General features: G+C 72.3%; 10 protein-coding genes. 4 read left to right on the top strand and 6 right to left on the bottom strand.

Annotation, left to right across the window (positions count from 1 at the left end; all coding sequences use genetic code 11):
* Window positions 1–115 precede the first annotated feature (115 nt).
* Entirely contained in the window at window positions 116–2,167 is a 2,052-nt protein-coding gene (locus OG381_RS08600) for a calcium-binding protein (RefSeq protein ID WP_327715530.1), read from the bottom strand.
* A 108-nt stretch (window positions 2,168–2,275) separates the two neighbouring features.
* The gene (locus OG381_RS08595; RefSeq protein ID WP_327715529.1) at window positions 2,276–2,683 is read right to left on the bottom strand and encodes a DUF5997 family protein; all 408 of its coding nucleotides are present in this window, start codon (window positions 2,681–2,683) and stop codon (window positions 2,276–2,278) included.
* Window positions 2,684–2,741: 58 nt separating this feature from the next.
* On the opposite strand from OG381_RS08595, the gene OG381_RS08590 reads away from it, so the two are divergent.
* The gene (locus tag OG381_RS08590) at window positions 2,742–3,494 is read left to right on the top strand and encodes a LysR substrate-binding domain-containing protein (protein WP_327715528.1); all 753 of its coding nucleotides are present in this window, start codon (window positions 2,742–2,744) and stop codon (window positions 3,492–3,494) included.
* 3 nt (window positions 3,495–3,497) lie between these two features.
* On the opposite strand, the gene OG381_RS08585 is transcribed toward OG381_RS08590, so the two are convergent.
* Window positions 3,498–6,326 (bottom strand): beta-L-arabinofuranosidase domain-containing protein, encoded by a 2,829-nt coding sequence (locus OG381_RS08585; RefSeq protein ID WP_327715527.1) that lies wholly within the window; start codon window positions 6,324–6,326, stop codon window positions 3,498–3,500.
* Between the two features lie 209 nt (window positions 6,327–6,535).
* On the opposite strand from OG381_RS08585, the gene OG381_RS08580 reads away from it, so the two are divergent.
* Together OG381_RS08580 and OG381_RS08575 are read left to right on the top strand one after the other, a co-directional pair.
* The gene (locus OG381_RS08580; RefSeq protein WP_327715526.1) at window positions 6,536–9,148 is read left to right on the top strand and encodes a helix-turn-helix transcriptional regulator; all 2,613 of its coding nucleotides are present in this window, start codon (window positions 6,536–6,538) and stop codon (window positions 9,146–9,148) included.
* A gap of 109 nt (window positions 9,149–9,257) precedes the next feature.
* Window positions 9,258–10,673 (top strand): FAD-binding oxidoreductase, encoded by a 1,416-nt coding sequence (locus tag OG381_RS08575; RefSeq protein WP_327715525.1) that lies wholly within the window; start codon window positions 9,258–9,260, stop codon window positions 10,671–10,673.
* 4 nt (window positions 10,674–10,677) lie between these two features.
* On the opposite strand, the gene OG381_RS08570 is transcribed toward OG381_RS08575, so the two are convergent.
* On the bottom strand, window positions 10,678–13,752 hold the full coding sequence (locus OG381_RS08570) for a carboxyl transferase domain-containing protein (protein WP_327715524.1): 3,075 nt from the start codon (window positions 13,750–13,752) through the stop codon (window positions 10,678–10,680).
* Between the two features lie 77 nt (window positions 13,753–13,829).
* On the opposite strand from OG381_RS08570, the gene OG381_RS08565 reads away from it, so the two are divergent.
* Entirely contained in the window at window positions 13,830–14,462 is a 633-nt protein-coding gene (locus tag OG381_RS08565) for a TetR/AcrR family transcriptional regulator (protein ID WP_327715523.1), read from the top strand.
* A 7-nt stretch (window positions 14,463–14,469) separates the two neighbouring features.
* Here the strand turns inward: OG381_RS08565 and OG381_RS08560 are convergent, their stop codons facing one another.
* Together OG381_RS08560 and OG381_RS08555 are read right to left on the bottom strand one after the other, a co-directional pair.
* Window positions 14,470–15,165, bottom strand: a complete 696-nt coding sequence (locus OG381_RS08560) for an HAD family hydrolase (RefSeq protein ID WP_327715522.1) — start codon at window positions 15,163–15,165, stop codon at window positions 14,470–14,472.
* Between the two features lie 13 nt (window positions 15,166–15,178).
* Window positions 15,179–15,655 (bottom strand): Lrp/AsnC family transcriptional regulator, encoded by a 477-nt coding sequence (locus OG381_RS08555; protein ID WP_327715521.1) that lies wholly within the window; start codon window positions 15,653–15,655, stop codon window positions 15,179–15,181.
* Window positions 15,656–15,840: the final 185 nt, after the last annotated feature.

The following is a 15,840-nucleotide window of genomic DNA, read 5'->3' as shown; positions in this document are numbered from 1 at the left end:
CCAGAGTGGTGCGTGGGGTGGCTTGCGGGCCGCCGCTGTCGCGGACGCGTGGCGACGGACGCGGCGGCGGCCCTCCGGGACATGGAGGGCCGCCGCCGTGTGACTGCGCCGGAGATCAGGGGCAGCTGATGCGGATGTCGCCCGCGTCGGTCGTGCAGGTGTCCGTGTTGAAGCCGCCGTTGGCGGTGTCGTTGCCGGAGACGCTGTCGACCGTGTTGAGGTTGTCGGCGCCGTAGTTGCCGATCAGGTTGTCGTTGCCGGGGCCGCCGTTGAGCGTGTCGTCGCCGAACTGGCCGTCGACGCGGTCGTTGCCGTATCCGCCGTGGACGGTGTCGTTGCCGTAGCTCGCGTTGACGGTGTCGTCGCCGCCGAGGGCGCAGATCACGTCGTTGCCGTAGGTGCCGGTGAGGGTGTCGTTGCCGCTGGTGCCGATACGGGTGCAGCCGCGGGCGTTGTTGACGGTGGTGGTCCTGGTGGCCGTGTTGTTGGCGGCGGCCGGGTCGGTCGTGGTGGCGGTGACCGTGGCGCGGTCGGTGAGGGTGCCGGTGGCGCGGGGCTCCACGACGATCGTCACCGTGGCGCCGGGGCCGGCGGCGGAGACGCTGCCGAGGGCGCAGGTGGCGCCGGTGGCGGTGATCGTGCAGCTGCCCTGAGTGGTGGTGGCGGAGACGACCGAGGCGGCGAGTCCGCTGAGCGTGTCGGTGAGGGTGACGCCGGTCGCCGTGGTGCCGACGGTGGTGTTGGTGACCGCCACGGTGTACGTGGCACGGTCACCGATGCTGACCGTGCCGGTGCCGCTCTTCGTGACCGAGAGGTCCGTGCCGCTCGGAGGCGGTGGCGTGCTGCCTCCGCCCTGGAAGCGGGCCAGCGCGAAGTCGCTGTTCGGACCGCCCGTACCGGCGGCGACGATTCTGCCGGCGGAGTCGAGCTTCACGCCGCGTGCCGTGTCGACGCCGCCGAAGTCCGCGGTCGCCTGACCGGCGGTGCCGAAGCCGTTGTCCAGGCTGCCGTCGGTGTTGTACCGCAGGACCGAGAAGTCGCTGCCCGCGGTGCCGGCGGCGACGATCCGCCCGTCCGGCTGGAGCACCATGTCGGCGACACCGACTGCGGGTGTGACGACCCGGCCGTCGCCGTCGAAGCTGGTGTCCAGGCTGCCGTTGGTGTGGTAGCGGGCCAGCGCGGCTCCGCTGTCGCCGGTGCCCGCCGCGACGATCTTGCCGTCGGGCTGGACCGCCAGCGACTCCACACTGTCGTAGCCGCCGAAGTCGGTGCGGACGATGCCGTCGCCGTCGAAGCCGGTGTCCACGCTGCCGTCGGTGTTGAAGCGCATCAGCGCGAAGTCGAAGCGGGTGGAGCCGACCTCACCCCCGACGACGATCTTCCCGTCGGCCTGCAGGGCCAGGGCACGGCCGTCCCCGCCCTCCTGGGGGACCGGTCCCGCGGGATTGGCGGTCACCGTGCCGTCGCCGCCGAACGTGCTGTCCGGGGTGCCGTCGCCGGTGAGGCGGAGCACGGCCATGCGGCCCCCGGTGTAGCCGGCCGCGACGATCCGACCGCTGGAGTCGATCGCCACGTCGAGGGCCTCGGTCGGGCCGTCGATGTCGGCGAAGACCCGGCCGTCGCCGCTGAAGGAGTCGTCCAGGGTGCCGTCCGCGTTGTAGCGGACCACCACGAACCAGCAGCAGTCCTCGTACTCGCGCCAACTGCTGCCCACTACGACGATCTTGCCGTCGGCCTGGAGGACCACGGCGTGGGCCTCGCTCCACTGGAAGTTCGTGTCCATGGTGTTGACGGCGGTCGTCACCGTGCCGGGGATGTCACCGTCGCGGCCGCCGAAGGCGGTGTCCAGGGTGCCGTCGGCGAGGTGACGGGTCAGCGCGAAGCGGCTCTCCAGCAGCGACTCGTCGGTGGAGGTGCCGACCGAGACGATCTTTCCGTCGGACTGCACCGCCACGTCATTGGCGTGATCGTCGCCGGCGAAGCCGGTGAGGACCTTGCCGTCGCTACTGAAGGCGGGGTCCAGGTCGCCCGGGGCCGCGAGGGCGGTACCCGGAAGGGTCAGGACGAGTGCCAGGACGGTGACCGCGACCGCCCCGGCCCGGGCCAGGAGGGACCGGCGGCGTCCGTCGGGTCGGCGCCGTGCTGACCGCACATGAGGTGTGAGCATGCGCGACAGCTTTCCGTCGCCGGATCGCGCAGGCGGTCACCACGAACTGCGTCGCACGCACCGGACGCGGGAATCCATCCGGGCGGCGGAGCGCGGTGGCGGCCGAGGTCAGTCGCGGGTGTCGCGCCCGGCCTTCTCCGCCTCCTCGGCGCGCTTCTTCTTGATCCGGACCGTCTCGGTGCGGACCTCGACCTGGGTGGCGCGCTCCTTGGCCAGCCACTCAGGCTGCTCCTGCTTCAGCGCCTCGATCTGCTCGGTGGTGAGCGGCTCGGTGACGCCGCCGCGCGCCAGGCCCGCGATGGACACGCCGAGCTTGGCCGCGACCACCGGACGGGGGTGCGGGCCGTGGGCACGGAGATCCTGGAGCCACTGGGGCGGATCGGCCTGGAGTTCGGTGAGCTGTGCCCGCGAGACGACACCCTCACGGAACTCGGCGGGGGTGGCCTCGAGGTACACACCCAGTTTCTTCGCCGCGGTCGCGGGCTTCATCGTCTGGGTGCTCTGGTGCTGCGTCATGGTGTCCAGGGTATCGACTGGGTGAACGTCCGCCGACCACGGCCGGTAACCTGGCCAGGTGACAGGCTCGGAAGAACCCCCGCAGTTCCGGCTCGCCTACGTCCCCGGCGTGACCCCCTCGAAGTGGGTGCGGATCTGGAACGAGCGACTGCCCGACATCCCGCTGACCCTCCTCCAGCTCTCCGTCGCCGAGGCGCGCGACGCGCTGCGGGACGGGGCCGCTGACGCCGGTCTCGTACGGCTGCCGGTGGACCGTACGGTGCTCAGCGCCATCCCGCTCTACGAGGAGAGCACGGTCGTCGTCGTCCCGAAGGACCACGTCGTCGCCGCGGTCGACGAGGTCACGACCGAGGACCTGGCCGACGAGATCGTGCTGCACCCCCTGGACGACGTCCTGGAGTGGCCGCGGCTGCCGGGGCAGCCCGCCTTCGAGCGTCCCGCGACCACGGAGGACGCCGTCGAACTGGTCGCGGCCGGTATCGGCGTCCTCGTCGTCCCCCAGTCGCTCGCCCGGCTGCACCATCGCAAGGACCTCACCTACCGGCCGGTCACGGACGCCCCCGTGTCCTCCGTCGCGCTGTCGTGGCCGGAGGACGCGACCACGGACCTGGTCGAGGACTTCATCGGCATCGTCCGCGGCCGCACGGTCAACAGCACCCGCGGCCGCCCGGCCGCTCAGGACAAGGCCAAGGCGAAGGCCGAGCCCAAGAAGCAGCCCAAGCGCCCCGACGCGGCCGGCGGGCGACGCAAGCCGCCCGCCGGCCAGAAGACCCAGGGCGCCCGGCGCGGCAAGCCCCGGCGCCGCTCGTAGCCTTCAGGACACGTAGGTCGCCTGCCCCGCCGTGCTGATCACCACCTGGCCGTTCGCCTGGGAGAGCAGCCCGGCCGACACCCAGGCGTTCACGGTGCTCGTCACCTTGGTCACGAGCGCGCTCTTGCTCGCGAACGGCGCCCCGGCCCAGATCTCGTCGAGCAGCGTGGTGCCGTCGGACTTCGCGGGGTTGGCGATCCCGGAGTCCAGGGTGCCGAAGACGACCTTGGGCTCCGCGCGCCGGAAGTAGGCGTGCGTCGGATTCTCCGACCCCTCCAGGAAGGGCGCGAACTCCGTGCCGTTGAGGGTGTAGTGGAGGGGCTTGCCGCTCACCGGGGCGAGGGTGGGCAGCAGGTCGCCGGACAGGGCCGCGTTGGCGTACAGCCCGAACGACAGGTAGCTGGTGGCCGCGTTGCGGGCGACCAGGTTGACCGGCCCGTAGAAGAGGGTCTGCAACGCCGGGTCGTCCAGGGCCTTTTCGACCCGCAGCCGGAACGGGACGGTGATCCGGACGACGTCGCCCGCCTTCCAGGTCCGGGACACCGTGAAGTAGCTCCCGGCGGCCGGAGTCCCGCTCGCCGCGGTGCCGTTGACGGTCACCCGGAATCCGGACGTGGCCCACGACGGCACCCGCACCTTCAGGGCGAAGGCCGCGCCGGCGCCGCCGATGGTGAGCGTGGTGCCCTGTTCACGCGGGTAGTCCGTGGTCTGAGTGACCGTCACCCCCTTCTCGGCCCAGGTCAGTCGGGAGGGGCTGTAGAGGTTGACGTAGAGCGCGCTGCCGTCGGCGGCCTTGAAGTAGACCGAGTCCTGGTACTTGGTGGCGCTCTCCATGCCGGTGCCCTCGCAGCAGGTCGTCCCCTGCTTGGGCGTGTAGTCCCGCACATGACCGGGTGTCAGCCCGATGAAGTAGGTGACGAGCGGCTTCTCCGCGTCGGCCCTGTCCTGCTTGGAGCCGAGCACCTGGTTGAGCAGCGCCCGCTCGTAGTAGTCCATGTACTTCGGGGTCTGCTCGTGGAAGAACAGCGTCCGGCTGAGCTTGAGCATGTTGTACGCACAGCACGTCTCGGCGTTGGTGTCGCTGATCGTGCCCGCGATCAGCCCGGAGGCCTTCCAGAACTCACCGGTGCTGGTGCCGCCGATACCGTACATGCGGTTCGGTACGACCATGCCCCAGAAGTTCCTCGCGGCGGTCAGGTAACGCGTCTCGCCCGTCGCGTCGTACAGCCGCAGCAGACCGGTGAAGATCGGTATGTGCTGGTTGGCGTGCAGCCCGTTGAGGGTGTCGGTGTTCGCGGCGCAGGCGTCGATGAGGGAGTCGAGGTCGAACAGCTTGGCCAGCGCGAGGTGTTCGGCCTTTCCCGAGTGGGAGTGCAGGTCGACGATCGCCTCGACGATGCCGCCGAACTCGCCGCTGGAGAACAGCCCCCACATGCGCTGGAGCGTCGCCTCGGGCAGGACGGACAGCCGGGAGTACATCCAGTCGCCCATGCCGGACGCGAGGTCGAGGGCGCGCGCGTCGTCGGTGGCGGTGTACGCGTCCAGCAGACCGCGCAGGATCTTGTGGGCGGTGTAGTAGGGCGCCCACACCTTGGTGTAGTCGCTGGCGGTCCTCGTCTCCAGGTCGATGAACTGCGTCTCCGGGTACGCCGCCAGGAACCCGGGGTGGCTCGGCCCGCCCCAGGTGCGGCGCAGCGTGGCGGTCAGACCGCGGCCGGAGCCGTCCGGGAACGTGCCGCCGCCGGTGGTCTGGAACCAGTACGAGACGAGGTTGCCGAGTCCGGCCGTGGAGAGCTTGGCCTCGTTGGTCTGGAGCGAGGTGATCTCGGCCTGGGTCAGCGCGCGTGACCAGACGTTGAACTCGTCGTAGGCGCCCGCGTACACGGGATCGCCCGCGTAGTTCGAGCGGCCGAGCCAGTTGTTGGCGAGGGTGCCGAGCGCCGCCGGGTTGAGGGTCATCGCGGTGTTCGTGGCGACGGCCGTGCCGTTGACGTACAGCGTGCCGGTGCTGCCGGAGATCGTGACGGCCAGGTGGCTCCACTGGTTCAGCGGCAGCGCGGCCGTGCCGTTGAGGGCCTGCTCGCCGCCCGCGCCGTTGGTGGTGATGGCGAACCGGGGCACACCGCTCGCGTTGCGGGTGGCCAGGTACATGTACCGGGTGGTGTTGTTGCCGAAGTCGAAGGCGCGCTGCCAGTTGGCGTCGTGGGTGGGCTTGACCCACACCGACAGGGTGATCGCGGAGGCGCCGCCGAGGACCGCGGCGGGCAGGTCGACGTACTGGTAGGAGCCGCGCACGTTCTCGTGTGCGGCGCCCCACTTCCCGGTGACGGCGAGCATCTTCGGGTCGGTGCGCAGGGCGGCGCGGGTCTCGGTGAGGGCGGTGATCATGGTGGTGATCCTGTCCGCGAACACCTGCTCGCCGGTGCTCGCGTACGCCTGCGCCAGCATGGTCAGGAAGTGGCCGGTGTAGTGCCCGCGCAGATTGCCGTTGGCCTCGCCGTCCAGGCCCTCCCAGCCGCCGGGTGCGACCGCGCCGCCGGTGGAGAGGCCCGCGTTGGCGCGGAAGACCTGGAGCAGCCGGTTCACGTCGTAGCCGCGCGCGTGGTCGAGCATCAACTGCCGTTTGTCGGCGAAGACACCGGGCCCGAGGGTCACCTCGTCGAGCGCGAAGGGCTGCACGGTCCAGGCGGCGGGCGCGGCCGCGGCCGCGGTTGCGGAGGCTGCGGGCGTGGCCGCGGTGGCCCGGCCGCTCGCCGCGTACGAGAGCGCGGGTGCGGCCGCGGCGAGGGCGGCGGCCTGGAGGAGGTTTCGTCTGGAGAGGGGCGGTGCCATGTGTGCTCCTCTATCGGTGTTCCATATATCGAACGCCATTCGAATAGTCGACCAGACGATAGGGAGGGGGCGGGTGAGCGTCAACGGTTCTGGAGCGATCAGTTCCGGCCGTTCGGTCGAGAAGTCACTGTGCGTCGGCCACCGGGTCGTGGCGGGCCGTAGGTGCGGAGGCGGGGCCCGTCCGGTGTCGCGGTGGCAGAATCTCCCGCGTGGACCGGTGGCTCCTCGAACGCGAGCCCGAACTGACGCGACTGGCCGCGGCCGCACGACAGGCCGCTGACGGCGCCGGTGCGGTGGCGCTCGTCTTCGGCGAGGCGGGAATCGGCAAGTCGACTCTGGTGAAGGCGATGCCGGAGCGGCTGCCCGAGCGGGCGCGCGTCCTCGTCGGACAGTGCGACGACCTCGCCACCCGGCGCCCCCTCGGCCCGTTCCGCGACCTCGTCGGCAGCGTCGGCGCCGACCTGGCACGGGCCGTCATGGAGGGCGGCGACCGGCACCGCGTCTACGAGGCCCTGCACGGCGAACTCGCCGGCACCCCGCATCCGGCGGTCCTCGTCGTCGAGGACGTCCACTGGGCCGACGAGGCCTCGCTGGACGCCCTGCGCTTCCTGGTCCGGCGCATGGAACAGCTGCCCGCCCTCCTCGTCCTCACCTACCGCGACGACGAGTTGAGCCGCGACCACCCCCTGCGCCACCTCCTCGGCCAGGTCTCCCGCACGCCCCGAGTGCACCGGCTGCCCCTGGCCCGGCTCTCCCTCGACGCGGTCCGCACACTGAGCGCCCCCGGGCGCCTCGACGCCGCCCAGGTGTACGAGGTGACCTCGGGCAACCCGTTCTTCGTCGCCGAGATCATGGCCGCGGGCGGCACCGGGGGAGTGCCGCCGACCGTCGTCGACGCCGTCCTCGCCCGGTTGCGCGGACTGGACGCGGCCACGCTGGACGCGCTGGAGCAGCTCGCCGTCGTCCCCTCGGCCGTCGAACGCCCGCTGGTGGACGCGCTGTTGGCGGACGGTGTGGCCGTACTGGCGCAGGCCGAGCAGCGCGGACTGCTCGCCGTGGTGCCCGAGCGTGTGGCGTTCCGGCACGAGCTGATCCGGCGCGCCGTCGCCGACTCCCTGCCCGCAGCCCGCCGTATCGCACTCAACCGCAACGTCCTGGCCGCACTCGTCGCCCGGCCCGGCTCCGACGCCGCCCGCATCGTCCACCACGCCGACCGCGCCGGCGACCAGGACGCCATCGCCCGCTACGGCCCCGACGCGGCCAAGGACGCCGCCGGCGCCGGCGCCCACCGTGAGGCCGCCGCCCAGCTCCGCCTCGTTCTGCGGCAACGCCATCGCTACGCCCCGGCCGAACTCGCCGACCTGCTGGAACGCCACGCCGTGGAGAGCTACACCATCGCCGACTCGGCCACCGCCGTCACCGCCCAGCGTGAAGCCGTCGCCCTGCGTCGCTCCCTCGGCGACACCCTCGCCCTCGGCGCCGACCTGCGCTGGCTGTCCCGCATCCACTGGTGGGCCGGGGACGCCGACCAGGCCCAGGAGGCCGCCCGGGAGGCCGTCACCGTGCTGGAACACGCCGGCGACGACCGTCTCCTCGCCCTCGCCGTCAGCAACACCGCCCAGCTGCGCATGCTGGCCGACCGCTACGCCGAGGCCGTGGAACTCGGCGAACGCGCCATCGTCCTGGCCCGCAAGGCGGGCGACGCGGCGATCCTCTCCCACGCCCTCAACAACGTCGGCTGCGCCCGCTGGCGCGGCGGGGACCCCGCCGGGCGGTGGCAGCTGGAGGAGAGCCTCGACGTCGCGCTCGCCGCCGGCGAGGTCGAACACGCCTGCCGGTCCTACGCCAACCTGATCTGGACCCTCCTCGACCACCTCCGGTACGACGAGGCCGACACGTTCCTGGTCCCGGCCATGGACCTCGCCGACCGCGCCGAACACCTCGGCTTCCTCAACTACCTCCACGTCGAACTGGCCATGCGGCGGCTCGCGGCCGCCGACTGGGACGACGCCGAGAAGCACGCCGAGTACGGCATGCACGACTTCGTGCCCGCCCGCTGTCCCGCGCTCACCGTGCTCGCCCGGGTCCGCACCCGCTGCGGCCGGCCCGGCGCCGCCGAACTCCTCGCCGAGGCCTGGCAGATCGCCGTACGCACCAGGGAACTGCAACGCACCGGCCCGGTCGCGGCGGCCCTCGCGGAAGCGGCGTGGCTGCGCGGCGACCTCGCCGCCGTCGTCGCGGCGGCGGGACCCGTCCACGCCCAGGCCGACCGCCTGCCCGGCATCCCGTACCGCGCCGAGCTCGGCTACTGGCTCACCAGAGCGGGGCACCGCGTATCACTGGAGGACTCGGACCATCCGTACGCGCTCCAGGCCCGCGGCCAGTGGCGCACGGCCGCCACCCTGTGGGAGGCGGCGGGCTGCCCCTACGAACACGCCGTCGCCCTGGCCGAGAGCCCCGACCCCGCCGACAAACTCACCGCGCTCACCGCCCTGGACGCCCTGGGCGCCGAGCCCCGGGCCCGGCTGCTCCGCACCGAACTGCGGCAGCTCGGCGTCCGCCACATCCCGCGCGGCCCCCTGGCCGAGACCCGCGAGAACCCCGCGGGCCTGACCCGGCGCCAACTCCAGGTCATGCGGCTGCTCACGGAAGGCCTGACCAACGCCGAGATCGCGGCCCGGCTCGTCGTGTCCGTACGCACGGTCGACAACCATGTACGCGCCGTCCTCGACAAACTCGACGCGCCCTCCCGGCGGCACGCCGCCGACCGCGCGGCGCGGCTCGGGCTGCTCCCGGAAGCTTCGCTTCCCGGCGAAACGTAGGTACCCGGCGGCCCCGAGCTGGGTGACGGCCACGGATGTCCCGTGTGGTGCGACGCGAGTAGACTGTACGAATTGACCCGAATCACCCGATTCGTGAACGGGGGACCGCATGACCACCACGATCGCTCAGGCGGCACGCAGGGAACTGACCGGATTCACCGGGGAGTTGATAGGCCCCGACGACGCCGCCTACGAAGAGGCCCGGACCGTCTACAACGCCATGATCGACCGGCGCCCGGCACTCGTCGCCCGCTGCGCCGACGCGGACGCCGTCGCCGGCGTCATCGCCTTCGCCCGCGCACACGACCTGCCCCTCGCCGTCCGCGGCGGCGGCCACCACGGCGCCGGTCTCGGCACCGTCGACGACGGGGTGGTCCTGGACCTGTCACCTCTGAAGGAGGTCGAGGTCGACCCGGACGCCCACACCGTACGGGTCGGCGGCGGCTGCGTCTGGGGCGAGGTCGACCGCGCCACCAACGCGCACGGTCTCGCCACCCCCAGCGGCATCATCTCCACCACCGGTGTCGGCGGCATCGCCACCGGCGGCGGACTCGGCCATCTCACCCGCAAGTGCGGGCTGACCATCGACAACCTGCTGGAGGTCGACGTCGTCCTCGCCGACGGTCGCAAAGTGCAGGCCAGCGGCTTCGAGAACAGCGACCTGTTCTGGGCGATCCGCGGCGGCGGAGGCAACTTCGGTGTCGTGACGTCCTTCCTGTTCCGGCTCCACGAGATCAGCACCGTCGTCGCCGGACCCACCTTCTGGGCCGTCGAGGACAGCGCCGAAGTCCTCGCCGCCTACCGGGACTTCCTGCCGAACGCGCCCCGCGAGCTCAACGGCTTCTTCCTGCACGGCACCGTGCCGCCGGCCCCGCCGTTCCCCGAGGAGATCCAGCTCCGCAAGACCGCGGGCGTGGTGTGGTGCTACGCCGGCGCCGACCCCGAGGCGGCCGCCCGCGAGATGGCCCCGCTCCTCGACGCCCTGCCCCAGCCGCTGCTGCACGCCCCCATGCCCATGCAGCACCCCGACATCCAGTCCGCGTTCGACGGGCTCTACCCGCCCGGCCACCAGTGGTACTGGCGCGCCGACTTCGTCGAGACCATCCCGGACGACGCCGTCGAACTCCACGCCAAGTTCGGCGCGGAGGTCCCCACCATGCAGTCGACCATGCACCTCTACCCGATCGACGGCGCCGCCCACGACGTGGGCCAGGACGACACCCCCTGGGCCTACCGCCACGCCCGCTGGGCGTCGGTCTACGCCGGAGTCGACCCCGATCCGGCCAACGCCGAGCTGATCAAGCGGTGGACGGTCGACTACTTCGACGCGCTGCACCCGTACTCGGCGGGCGGCGCCTACGTGAACATGATGATGGACGAGGGCCAGGAACGCGTCCGGGCCAGCTATCGAGGCAACTACGACCGGCTGGCCCGCATCAAGGCCGACCGCGACCCGGACAACGTCTTCCGTCTCAACCAGAACATCCAGCCGGCCGCGAAGCCCTCGCACGAGACGAGGCCGTAGCGGCTCACCAGGTGTCGACGAACGGGCGGTGCCCCGGCCGCGGGACGGGGCACCCCTGAAGTGCCGCGAGGATCCAGTCCCGCGACCCGGCCGGGTCGATCACCGCGTCGATCTCCAGCGCCGCCGCCGTGTTGACCGCCTTCCCGCGTTCGTACAACTCGGCGACCCGCGCCGCGAAGGCACGCGCGCGCTCGGCCGGGTCCGCGATCGCCGCCAACTCCTTGCGATAGCCCAGCCGGACGGCACCCTCCAGCCCCATGCCGCCGAACTCCCCACTGGGCCAGGCGGCGGTGGCCACCGGGGCGCGGGTCGAGCCGCCCATCATCGCCATCGCGCCGAGCCCGTACGCCTTGCGCAGCACCAGACTCACCAACGGCACCCGCAGATTCGCGCCGGTCACGAAGAGCCGCGCGAAGTGCCGTACGGTCGCGGTCCGTTCGGCGTCCGGGCCGACCATGAACCCGGGGGTGTCGCACAGCGAGACGACCGGCAGCCCGAACGCGTCGCACAACTGGAGGAAACGCGCCGTCTTGTCGGCCGCGTCCCGGTCGATCGCCCCGCCCAGATGCGCCGGATTGCTCGCGATCAGGCCCAGCGGACGCCCCTCGATCCGCACCAGGAACGTCAGCACCCCGATGCCGAACCCGGACCGCAGCTCCAGCGCGGACCCGCTGTCGGCCAGCCCGTCCACCACCGCCCGCACGTCGTACGCCCGCCGCCGGTTCCCGGGGACCGCCTGCCGCAGCAACCGCTGGTCCGGCGCCTCCCAACTCTCTTGCGGTCCTTGGAAGTACGACAGATACCGCCGGGCGACCCGCACCGCCTCCGCCTCGTCCGTGACGGCGATGTCGACCACCCCGTTGGGCACCTGAACCGACAGCGGCCCGACCTCCTCCGGCCGGTACACACCGAGCCCACCGCCCTCGATCATCGCGGGCCCGCCCATCCCGATGCTCGCCTCGGGCGTGGCGATCACCACGTCGCAGCAGCCGAGCAGCGCGGCGTTGCCCGCGAAGCACCGCCCCGAGGCGACACCGACGAGCGGAACGAGCCCGCTGAGCCGCCCCATCCGCTGGAAGGTGGTCACATCGAGCCCGGCCACGGCGGTCGTGTCCGTGTCCCCGGGCCGGCCCCCGCCGCCCTCCGCGAACAGCACGACGGGCAGCCGCCGTTCCTCCGCGAGCTCCAGCATGCGGTCGGTCTTGCGGTGGTTCTGCAGGCCCTGGGTACCGGCCAGGACGGTGTAGTCGTACGACATCACCACGCAGGGTTCGCCGCCGACGCGCGCGGTGCCGGTGACCATGCCGTCCGCCGGCGTCGACCGGATCAGGTCGTCGAGCGAGCGGCGCCCGCGCTGGGCGGCGACGGCGAGCGCGCCGAACTCGGTGAACGAGCCCGCGTCGCACAGGTCCTCGATGTTCTCGCGGGCGGTACGACGGCCCAGGGCATACCGTTTCGCGACCGCCTCGGGCCGGTTCTCGTCCAGTCCGAAGGAGTGCCGGTGCCGGACCTCGGCCAGGTCGGGTCGCTCGGCGTCCGGATCGACGGCCTCCGGAGACACCTCCTTTTCGGTCTCCCCGGACACCTCGTTCAGAGCCACCAGCAGCTGCCCGTCGTCGACCGTCGCCCCCACGCGCGCGTGCACCGCACCCACGAGCCCCGCACCAGGCGCCCGTACGACGTGTTCCATCTTCATGGCCTCGATCACCAGCAACTGCTGCCCGCCACGCACCGGTTCGCCGGCGGCGACGTCGACGGACACGACCGTCCCGCTCACGGGGGCGGTCACGGCGCCTCCCACGGGAGCCGTGAACTCCTCCTCGGGCAGGGCCCGCGTCCAGCACCGCGGCTCGGCCAGCGCCTCCCGCAGCAGCGGTATCCCGGTCCGCACCCCCTCCACGGCGAACTCGCCCAGCGCCCGCCGCAGCCGAGCGCAGGCCGCCTCCACATCGCCGTTCGGAGCGTGGGCGACGACCTTCGCGAGCAGCGGGTCGTACCGGACGCCGACCTCGTCCCCCGGTCGCACCGCCGTGTCGACCCGGACCCCCGGCCCCGTCGGCACGTCGAAGCGGGTGATCCGCCCCGGTCCCCGCGCACTCACCCGCCCCTGCACGGCGAATCCTCGCGGCGGCTCCGGCGGCCCCGCCAGCCCCAGCTCCGCCAGCGTGCCACCGGCCGCCAGCCGCAGCTGCACGGCGACGAGATCGACACCCGTCACCTCCTCGGTGACCGTGTGCTCCACCTGGAGCCGCGGGTTGGCCTCGATGAAGTGGAACCGGTCGCCCAGGACCAGGAACTCGAAGGTGACGAGACTCGAACAGCGGGCCGCCGAGGCCATCCGCAGGGCACCCTCAAGGAGCTTCTCCCGTACCGCGTCCGGGAGTTCGGGAGCGGGCGCGATCTCGATCACCTTCTGGTGGCGGCGCTGGACGGTGCAGTCCCGGTCCCACAGATGAGAGACGGCACCCGACGCGTCCCCGACGATCTGCACCTCGACATGCCGGGCCCCCTCCAGCAGCCGCTCGGCGTACACGTCGCCCCGGCCGAACGCCTGCGACGCCTCCGAGCGGCACCGCTCCCAGGCCTCGTCCAGTTCCTCGGCCCGTCGCACGACCCGCATCCCGCGCCCGCCGCCCCCGCCGACCGCCTTGACCATCACCGGCCCGCCGGCCAGGAACGCCCGCGCCTCCGCCAGACCGCCCCGCACCCCGGGAAGCACGGGAACCCCTGTCGCCACGGCGAGTTCACGCGCACGCACCTTGTCCCCGAAGAGGTCCAGCACGTCCGGGGAGGGCCCGACGAAGGTGATCCCGGCATCGCGGCACCGCCGCGCGAAGTCCGCGTCCTCGCTGAGGAAGCCGTACCCGGGATGCAGAAAGGAGCAGCCGGTGCGCAGGGCGGCGTCCACCAGGGCGCCCGCGTCCAGGTATCCGCCCAGCGGCACGGCCTCGTCGGCCGGCCGCAGATGTGCCTCGTCGCCCTCCTCGTGGACGGCGACCGTACGCAGCCCGGCCTCGGCGGCGGCCCGTAGGACCCGTACGGCGATCTCCCCGCGGTTGGCGACGAGCACGGCACCCATGCGTGAGCCTCCAGGACGTCAACGACCGGCCCCGTCATGCTCATTGACATTGACGTCAACGTCAATATGCTCGCCGCGTGACCCGCACGCAGAAGCCCTGGGCGGTCCGCACCGCCCGCGACCGCACCGAGGCACCGGCCCGGGCACGCCTCCTCGACGCCGCCGAGACCGTCTTCGCCCGGCTCGGCCACGGTCCGGCCACCGTCGCCGACATCACCGCCGAGGCGGAGGTGTCCAGGGCCGGCTTCTATGTGTACTTCGCGTCCAAGGAAGAGATCTTCCGTGTTCTCGCGGCACGCGTACGGGACGCCTTCCTCGCCGCCCAGGACGTGCCGGGCGTCGACACGGACGACGCCCGTGCCGTCGCCGAGGCGTCCGTCGGCGCCTTCATCGCGGCCTATGTGCACCACCTGCCGCTGCTACGGCTGTTGGAGCAGCAGGCGCGTACCGACGCGGATGTGGGCGCGGTGTGGGAGGAGATCAGGGAACGGCCCGTCCACCGCCTCGCCCGCTACATCGGTCGCCTGGTGGAGCAGGGGCGTGCGGCTCCGGCCGCCGAACCGCTGACCCTGGCACGGGCGGTGGGCGGCATGTGCGTGGAGTTCGCGCGCGTGACCGCCGGGCGGCCCGACCGGTACGACGACGCGGTCCGCGAAGTCACCGCCCTCTACCTGCACTTGCTCGGAGTGCCGGGAGGAAGGGCGCCATGACGTCGGATCAGGACGACGAGGCCGTGCGCGCGAGCCAGTCGTACGCGGACCGTGCCGTGAACTCCGCCTGACCGCCCCGCAGCAGCAGACTCGCGGTGGTGAACTCCGGTGCGTCGGCCTGCGCGGCGACGTACGGGATCGCGATGCAGCGCATCCCGGCCGCGTGTGCGGCGGCGGCACCCGGGGCCGCGTCCTCCAGGACCACGCAGTGCGCCGGGTCGGCGCCCAGCCGGCGGGCCGCCTCCAGGAAGACGTCCGGGGCGGGCTTGCCGCGCTCGACCTCGTCGGCGGAGACGACGGTACGCAGGAAGGCGTCGAGGCCGGTGCCCCGGAGGATCACTTCGATGGCCTGCGGTGACGAGCCCGAGGCCACGGCCGTCGCCACGCCCTCGGAGGCCAGCAGCTCCACGAACTTGCGCATCTCGGGGTAGACGGGGGTGTTCGCGCGGGCCAGCTCCAGATAGCGGCGGTTCTTGGCGGCGAACAGCTCCTCGACGGAGGCGTCCAGGCCGTACTCCCGCTTCCAGAGCCCGACCGTCTCCAGGGTGCTGATGCCGACGTAGCGCTCGTGCTCGGCCCAGGTGAAGTCCGGTACGCCGTGCTCGGCGAGGATCTGGCGGCCGGCCTCGTAGTAGTTCGGCTCGCTGTCCACGAGCGTTCCGTCGAGATCGAAGATGACCGAGAGGGTGCCGAGCTTGCTCATGCTGTTCAGCATGTCAGGTGCGGACGGAGCGGCCGATCGACTCCACGAGCGGCAGCAGCCGGTGCGGCACCCGCTCGCGCAGCGCCACCTCCGTACGGGTGCGGACCACGCCCGGCAGGCTGATCACCTTCTGGATCACGTCCTCGAGATGCGCGTTGTCCCGCGCCACCACCCGCGTCAGCAGATCTCCGCCGCCCGCGATCGAGAAGGCCTCCACGATCTCCGGTACGGAGGCCAGTGCGTCGCCCACGTCGTCGAGCCGGCCCTGGGTGACCTCGATGTGCACGAAGGCCAGCACCGGGTGGCCGAGGGCCGCGGGGGAGAGGGTGGGACCCGTGCCGGTGATCACACCGCCGCGCTCCAGACGGTCCAGGCGGGCCTGGAGCGTGCCGCGGGCGACGCCGAGGACACGGGCGTACTCACGCACGCTCGTACGCGGCTGCTCCAGGAGCAGCCGCAGGATGCGGGTGTCGAGCTCGTCCACGGCCATGGTGCGCGGCGTCTCCTCGTCCGTGGTCCGTTGGCCCGCTGATGGACGGGCAAGGACCGATTCCGCTGTACCAATGGCCCAGGATATCCGACGCCACTTGAGCCAGCAGTGGCGGCGATGCTGCAATGAGCCTGTCGATGGCGCTGCGGACCCCGCGGCGCCTTTTTCGTGCCGGGATTCGGGCC

It is taken from the genome of Streptomyces sp. NBC_00490, from assembly GCF_036013645.1.
In the GTDB taxonomy this organism is placed as follows: Bacteria; Actinomycetota; Actinomycetes; order Streptomycetales; family Streptomycetaceae; genus Streptomyces; species Streptomyces canus_F.
The sequence above is the reverse complement of the archived record's forward strand: the minus strand, read 5'-3'. Positions and strand labels throughout refer to the sequence as shown.